Origin of the sequence: Amycolatopsis sp. NPDC005961 (assembly GCF_040629235.1) — a bacterium.
Lineage (GTDB): Bacteria > Actinomycetota > Actinomycetes > Mycobacteriales > Pseudonocardiaceae > Amycolatopsis > Amycolatopsis camponoti.
Window position 1 is genome coordinate 1 of sequence record NZ_JBEXVF010000144.1, and the last position, 6,618, is coordinate 6,618.

Annotated in this window: 6 protein-coding genes; 2 read left to right on the plus strand and 4 right to left on the minus strand. The window is 70.0% G+C overall.

All coding sequences use genetic code 11. From position 1 onward, the window contains the following. Positions 1-93: 93 nt before the first annotated feature. The 3 genes from wecB to ABZ342_RS48655 all read right to left on the minus strand — a co-directional run bounded on the left by wecB (position 94) and on the right by ABZ342_RS48655 (position 2,297). On the minus strand, positions 94-1,245 hold the full coding sequence (gene wecB / locus ABZ342_RS48645) for a UDP-N-acetylglucosamine 2-epimerase (non-hydrolyzing) (RefSeq protein WP_360488834.1): 1,152 nt from the start codon (positions 1,243-1,245) through the stop codon (positions 94-96). Positions 1,246-1,338: 93 nt separating this feature from the next. Beyond that, positions 1,339-1,521 (minus strand): LPXTG cell wall anchor domain-containing protein, encoded by a 183-nt coding sequence (locus ABZ342_RS48650; protein WP_360488837.1) that lies wholly within the window; start codon positions 1,519-1,521, stop codon positions 1,339-1,341. A gap of 11 nt (positions 1,522-1,532) precedes the next feature. Continuing rightward, a complete protein-coding gene (locus tag ABZ342_RS48655; protein WP_360488840.1) occupies positions 1,533-2,297 on the minus strand; it encodes a choice-of-anchor P family protein in 765 nt (254 codons plus the stop codon). 332 nt (positions 2,298-2,629) lie between these two features. Between ABZ342_RS48655 and xrtP the strand changes: the two genes are divergently transcribed. Then, positions 2,630-3,169 (plus strand): exosortase P, encoded by a 540-nt coding sequence (gene xrtP / locus ABZ342_RS48660; RefSeq protein WP_360488843.1) that lies wholly within the window; start codon positions 2,630-2,632, stop codon positions 3,167-3,169. Further along, a complete protein-coding gene (locus ABZ342_RS48665; RefSeq protein WP_360488846.1) occupies positions 3,166-4,542 on the plus strand; it encodes a glycosyltransferase family 2 protein in 1,377 nt (458 codons plus the stop codon). The genes xrtP and ABZ342_RS48665 overlap by 4 nt, the downstream gene beginning before the upstream one ends. Before the next feature lie 19 nt (positions 4,543-4,561). Here the strand turns inward: ABZ342_RS48665 and ABZ342_RS48670 are convergent, their stop codons facing one another. Continuing rightward, entirely contained in the window at positions 4,562-6,436 is a 1,875-nt protein-coding gene (locus tag ABZ342_RS48670; RefSeq protein ID WP_360488849.1) for an N-acetylmuramoyl-L-alanine amidase, read from the minus strand. Positions 6,437-6,618: the final 182 nt, after the last annotated feature.

Here is a 6,618-nt window from a genome sequence, read left to right on the forward strand (position 1 = left end):
CGGGAAAGATGCCTTGACCCGGCGTCGCCGGCCGTGTTCTGGCTTCGGATCGGGGTTGCGGGGGGTGTGGGTCCCTTTCTTGCGGGGCTCGCGTCAGGACGCCGCCGCGTGCTTGTGTGCCGGGGAGCCCACGCCCAGTAGCTCCTCGATCGCTGCGACCGCTAGGGTCGCCGCATTGCCTTCGCCGTAAGGGTTTCCGACCTGGGCTGGCCTTAGCTCGCCGCTCAGCAGACGCGCCGCCGTGTCCGCGATTCGCTCCGTGTCCGTTCCCACCAGCCATGCGCAGCCTGCCTCCACGACCTCCACCCTCTCGGTGACGTCGCGCAGGACCAGTACTGGTGTGCCGAACGTTGGCGCCTCCTCCTGGATGCCGCCCGAATCCGTCAGCACCAGTGATGCCAGGCGCAGTGCGCGGACCAGGTCCGGGTACTCCAGCGGGTCCGTCACCGTCACGCGTGGCAGGCCGCCCAGTGCTGCCTCGACCTGGTCGCGGACCTGGGGGTTCGGGTGCGCCGGGAACAGCACCTGCACGTCCGGGTGCTCGGCCACGATCAGCTGCACCGCGGCCAGCGTTCGCTCCAGGGGCTCGCCCCACGACTCGCGCCGGTGCGACGTCACGAGCACCAGTCGCTCGTCCGCCTCCGCGATCTCCATCTCCAGCAACGCCAGCGCCGTGTCGCGCGCCGGGAGGTCGCGTGCCGCGATCTCCAGTACCGCGTCGACCACCGTGTTGCCCGTGACCGCGATTCGTTGCCGCGCTACGCCTTCCGAGCGCAGTGCGGCCGCCGCGCCGAGGGTTGGCGCCAGGTGTAGCGCCGCCAGGCGGGACACCATCTGCCGCGCGCCCTCCTCCGGGAACGGTGCGGTGAGGTCGTGCGTGCGCAGCCCGGCTTCGAGGTGCACCACCGGGATGCCCAGCCAGAACGCCGCCAGCGCGCCGGCGAGCGTTGTCGTGGTGTCGCCCTGGACGACGAGCGCGGCCGGGGCGAACCGGCGCAGGACGTCGTCGAGCGCGGGCAGCAGCCCTGCGACCAGCTCCGCCTGGCCGCCGGTCACGCGCGGCGGTACGTCCAGCCACGCGTCCGCGACCAGGCCGAACGGGGACAGGGCCTGCTCGACCATGCCCGCGTGCTGCCCGCTGTGGACCAGGATCGGCCGCATGGCCGGGTGCTCCTCCAGCGCGAGTGCCAGCGGCGCGAGCTTGAGCGCTTCCGGCCGCGTCCCGGCCAGCAACATCACATCCACCCCGCGGTGCCCCTTCTCCACATCGTCCAGTGTCCAGCAAATCGTTGGCAAGGGCCGCCGGCGTGCGAGGGGCGCACGCCGACGGCCCCGGCCTCAGTGCTCCCGCGCCTGGGAGAGGCGGCGGTTGCGGCGGTGGACGGCGATCAGCGCGACGGTCCCGAGCAGGACCAGGAGCACGCCGATGGCCAGCCACCACCCGACGTCGGCGCCGGTGGCGGCGAGGGTGCCCACCCCGCCACCGGCCACGCCGACGCCCGCACCCGGCATCTTGTACATCCGGGCCTCACTCAGGCCGTGCGGCGGTTGCGGGAGATGCGCGTCCCGACCGGCACCGCGATGGCGGCGAGCAGGCCGAGCCCGATCCACAGCCCCGCGCCGGACGCCAGCGGCATCGGCGGTGCGGCCGGGCCGCAGGTCGCCGAGGACACGATCACGTCACCCGAGCCGAGTGCGCCGACGACGCCACCGAGCAGCTTCACGTGGATGGCGTTGACCGTGAGGCTGCCGTCGGCGTTCTTGATCTGCTCGTTGAGGATGATCGTCGCGACGTTGACCACGCCGATGGCCACCTTGATCTGGGTGTTCGGCGCAGGGTTGGCGTCGACCGCGCCGATGCTGCCGAGCTTCGCGTCGGCCAGCGTGCTGCTGCCCTTCACCCCTTCCTGGGTGGCGGTGCAGACGGCTTCGACGGTCTTGACGCCGACGTTGCCGAGCGCGGCCTTGAGCAGCGGCAGGCCGACGTCGGCGGTGGTCGCCTTCGCCGTCACCGCGCCGGAGTTGTCGTCCCGCTTGGCCTCGGCGGTGATCACGCCGGCCGTCAGGATCCCGGCCGCGTTCGCGCTGGCGACGGTGCTCGTCGTCGGCCCGGCGGTGCTGGCGGCCGCGAGCGGCCCCAGCTTGACCGCGGGTTGGCCGAGCAGCGTCACGTCGACCTTGACGCCGTACGCGGAACCGTCGCCGGGAGCCGCCGAAGCGGGGGCCGCGCCGGCGAGCACGACGCTCGCCACGACCGCGGCGAGCAGCCCGCCACGGCGTACGAGGGAGCTCTTCATCAACTGATCCTCCGAATTCGCTGAGTTTCCGGGTGAAAGCGTGACCGCGGGCGCGGATCGATCCTGCCTGCCTCGATTCGGCACGCGAATCGACTATCGCCAAGACCGCCGCGAATAGCACACAAAATGGGGTTGATCACCGGATCGGGTAGTGCTTTCGGGCGTTTTCGCAGGTCGAACCCGACATCACCCGGTCGGCCTAGCAAGTTCGCCGGCAATTCTGCCGAATGGCCGGTCAAACCCCACCTCCGAGTGGAATCGCGAGGCGTCCATGACTTACGCTCGCCCGGGGTCCGCAGCTTGACCGAAGAACCGACACCGAGAGGACCGTCGTGGCCGTAGCGAGCGCTCCGAACTCAGGTACGACGAAGTTTCCCCTGGTCATCGCGCTCGGCGCGCTGGTGGTCGCGGGGGCCGCGCTGGTGCTGGCCGAGCGGTTCTACCGCGAACTGGAAGTGCGCCTCGCCGGCGTGATCCTCGATCTCATCACTACATCGGGTGTTTATGTCGCTCCCGACCGGGAGTCCGTTTACTTTGGGTTGAGCAGCGCTACTCCATTCGGGTTGAGAATGACGCCGGAATGTTCTTCCGCGTTCCTTTTGCTGCCACTGCTCGTTGTGACGATGGCGATGCTGTACTTCCGGCCCGCCAATGCGAAGCGGCTCTTCTTTTCCCTCGGCATTTCCGCGCTCGTCGTCGTCTTGGTGAATCAACTGCGCATTCTGACGATCGTCGGGCTCGTCCACGAGTTCGGCACAGACGAGGGTTACTACTGGGGCCACACGCTGCTCGGCTCGATGGTCAGCGTGCTCGGCGGCGCCGTCTCGCTCGTCCTGTTCGTCTGGCTCGCGACGCGGAAGAAGAAGGCATGAGCGTCAAGGTCCTGCTGGCGATCACGCAGGCGTTCGCGCTGACGATGAGCGTGGCGTTCCTGGTGTACGTCGTCGTGATCGTCGTGCCCTACCTGCGCCGCAAACCCGCGCCGGTGGGTGATCCGGCGGACTTCACGTGGCACTTCTTCGTGCCGTGCCGCGACGAAGAGTCCGTCATCCGCGAGACCATCCGCTACCTCCGCACGACGTTCCGCAAGGCGCACGTCTGGGTCGTCGACGACGACTCCGACGACCGCACCGCCCGCGTCGTGCGGATGCTGTGGCGGCGCCACGGCGGTTACGACCCGTACCTGCACCTCGTGCCGCGCGTGCGCCCCGAGGCCCGGACCGGCAAGGGTGACGCCCTCAACGCCGCCTACCGGGCGCTCAACGACTGGATGGGCCCGGCGGCGACCCGCGACGACGTCGTGGTCGTGGTGGTCGACGCCGACGGCCGCCCGGCCCCGAACTGCCTGGAGGTCTGCGCGGCGGACCACCTCTTCGGCGACGAGGGGATCGGCGCGGTCCAGCTCGACGTCTGGATGAGCAACGTCGGCACGCCCCCGCCGACGCGCAACCCCGTCGGCCGCTGGTTCGGCCTGAAGCTGGCGCAGCTGCAGGACCTCGAGTTCCGGACGGCGATCGCGGCGATCCAGACGTCCCGCGGCTTCACCGGCACGATCTCCATGGGCGGCAACGGCCAGTTCACCCGGCTCACCGCGCTCGACTCGATCGCCGGCCCCGACGAACAGCCGTGGCGCGGCTCGCTGCTGGAGGACTTCGAGCTCGGCGTCCACCTGCTCACCGAAGGCTGGCGCACCGGGTTCACGCCGGATTCCCATGTGGCGCAGGAGGGTCTGTACAGCCTGCGGCGGTTCCTGGTGCAGCGCACGAGGTGGGGCCAGGGCACCATGCAGTGCGCGCGGTACCTGCGGCGGATCTGGGACTCGCCGCACGTCAGCACGCTCGGCGCCGCGGAGATGATGTACTACCTGGCCCAGCCGTGGCTGCAGCTGCTCGGCTCGCTGCTCTACCCGATCCCGTTCATCCTGCTGATCGTCAGCACCGCGGGCGACCCGGCGCAGATGTGGACGTGGTTCACCGGCGGCGCGTGGATCCTCTTCGCCATCTACGGCTCGTTCGGGCTGCTGCCGTTCCTCGTCTGGGGCCCGATCTACCAGCTGAAGTGCTTGCGCAGCCGCAATGTGCTGCGCGGCATCGGTCTCGGCTTCGCCTACGCGGCGTACATCTACACGTTCTACGTGACGTCGTGGCGCGCGCTGTTCCGGCTGGTCCGCGGCCGCAACGGCTGGGCGAAGACGCGCCGCAACACCGAACAGGCGGCCGGGGCGAAGGTCGCGCTCGACGCGTGAGCGCGACCTCCGCCCCCGGTCAGAAGGCCGGGAGGATCCGGACGTCGTCCGCCTTGACGAACGCGATCCGGTGCCCGAACTGGATCTGGACGTACTTGAGCTTGCCCTTCACCACCACGTGGTCGGCCACGTCGAACGTCGTGGCCGAGTAGTACTCCGAGCCGACCGTCCCGGCCGAGGAGTACTTCTGCCCGGCCGCCAGCGTGTACGGCAGCGGCGTGATGGCCTGCACCTTGACGTTCGCCGGGTAGGCCTCGGGCTCGGGGTACGCGCGCCCGTAGACCGGGATCGTCGCCAGCCCCGGCTTCGGGGTCACCACGAGCCCGATCGCGGGCTTCGCGACGCGGGCGCCGCGCGGGTTGTGGAACCAGCCCTTCTGCCCGAGGTACCAGATCGCGGTCCAGTCGCCGCTGACGTCGGCGACGGCGTACCGCTGCCCGGTCGCGGCCCGGCTGCCGACGTCGGAGACGGCCATGGTGGACGGCGAACCGTCGGTGTGCAGGCCGACGTCCTTCAGCAGCGGCGAGGCGTCGTTCGGCTCCGAGTGCAGCACGACGGCCTCGGAACCCCTTGTCGCACAAGGCGTTCCGACGGCGTCACAGCCGGTGAAGATCGGCTGGTTCTTCGCGAAGTCCGGGTCGATGGTGACCAGCGACGAGCCGGGCAGCCCGAACCCGCCGAGCGGCGCGCCGAGCAGGTCGAAGTAGTGCGACCAGTCCCAGTAGGGGCCCGGGTCCCAGTGCATGCCCGCGATGGTCGACGGGACCGTCCCCGGCACGTTGTCGTGGCCGATGATGTGCGCCCGGTCGAGCGGGATGTCGTACTTGCGCGCGAGGTAGCCGACGAGCTTCGCGCTCGACCGGTACATCGCTTCGGTGTACCAGGTGCCCTTCGCGGCGAAGCCCTCGTGCTCGATGCCGATGGACTTCGCGTTGATGTACCAGTTGCCGGCGTGCCAGGCGACGTCCTTGGTCGGCACGTGCTGCGCGATCAGGCCGTCGTTGGAGCGGATCGTGTAGTGCCAGCTCACGTAAGTCGGGTCCTGGGCGAGCTTGAGGACGCTGTCCCAGTAGCCCTCGGTGTCGTGGATGACGATGTGGTCGATCTTCTGGCTGACCGGCCGGTTGGCCAGGTCGTGGTTGCCGTAGTCGTCGTTCGGCAGTTCCTGGTACGGCGCCGGGACCGACTCGCACGCGACGGTCCTCGGGCACTCGACGTTCGCGGGGTTGCCGGGGTGCCGCTTCGCGGCGACGCCCGGCGTCGCGGCCAAGGTGACCTGCTGGCCGTCGTCCGTCGTGCGGGCGACGCCGGTCTTGATCGTGTCGAAGACCTCGTCGGCGAACGTCTGGGCGGCTTCTCCGGTGGATCCGCTGTAGCGCGCCACGGCGTCGTACCAGTCGGCTTGGCCGGCGTGGTACTTCGCGAGCAGGGCGGCGCCGCCCCGGATGTTCTGGGCCGGGTCCGTGCGGAGGGTCTCGGCTGTTCGGCCGGTGAGCTGGGCGGCCTCGTCGATGGTCTGGAGACCCGGTGGGGGAGTGGCGGGCCCGGCCTCCGGGTGGAGGGCGGGGCGGGCGTCGTCGCCACGGGGGTCTTCGGTGCCCTCGTCGTGGTGGGAGGTGGCCGCTCCGGCTTCCCTCACGTCGGTGAGGTGCATGGGGCCGTAGCCGGCCGACGTGCTGGGCGTTCCGGCGTTGAAGTCCCAGCGGGACTCCAGGTAGGAGACGCCGAGGAGGACGTTCTCGGGGACGCCGAACTCGGTGGCCGCGGCGGTGAAGTCGCGTTGGCGTTGTTCGGTGGTGGCTGCTTGGGCCGGAGCGGCGGCGAGGCCGGTGAGGAGCGTGACGGCGGCGAGGAGCGCCGCGGATCTCGGGAGGGAACGGGATGACATGGGCATAAACCCCCAGGATTTTGGTGCCAGGTGGTGAGAACCTAACCAGAAACTCACTCCAGGGGTAAGGGGCGGTGACCGCTCCTCGTCTTTGATTGTTCAACACCGGATACCCGGCCTCAAGGGCGCCTTCGGCGTCGCTTCGCGATGAGCTTCGCTCACCCTTGACCCCGGGTCTCCGGTGCTGA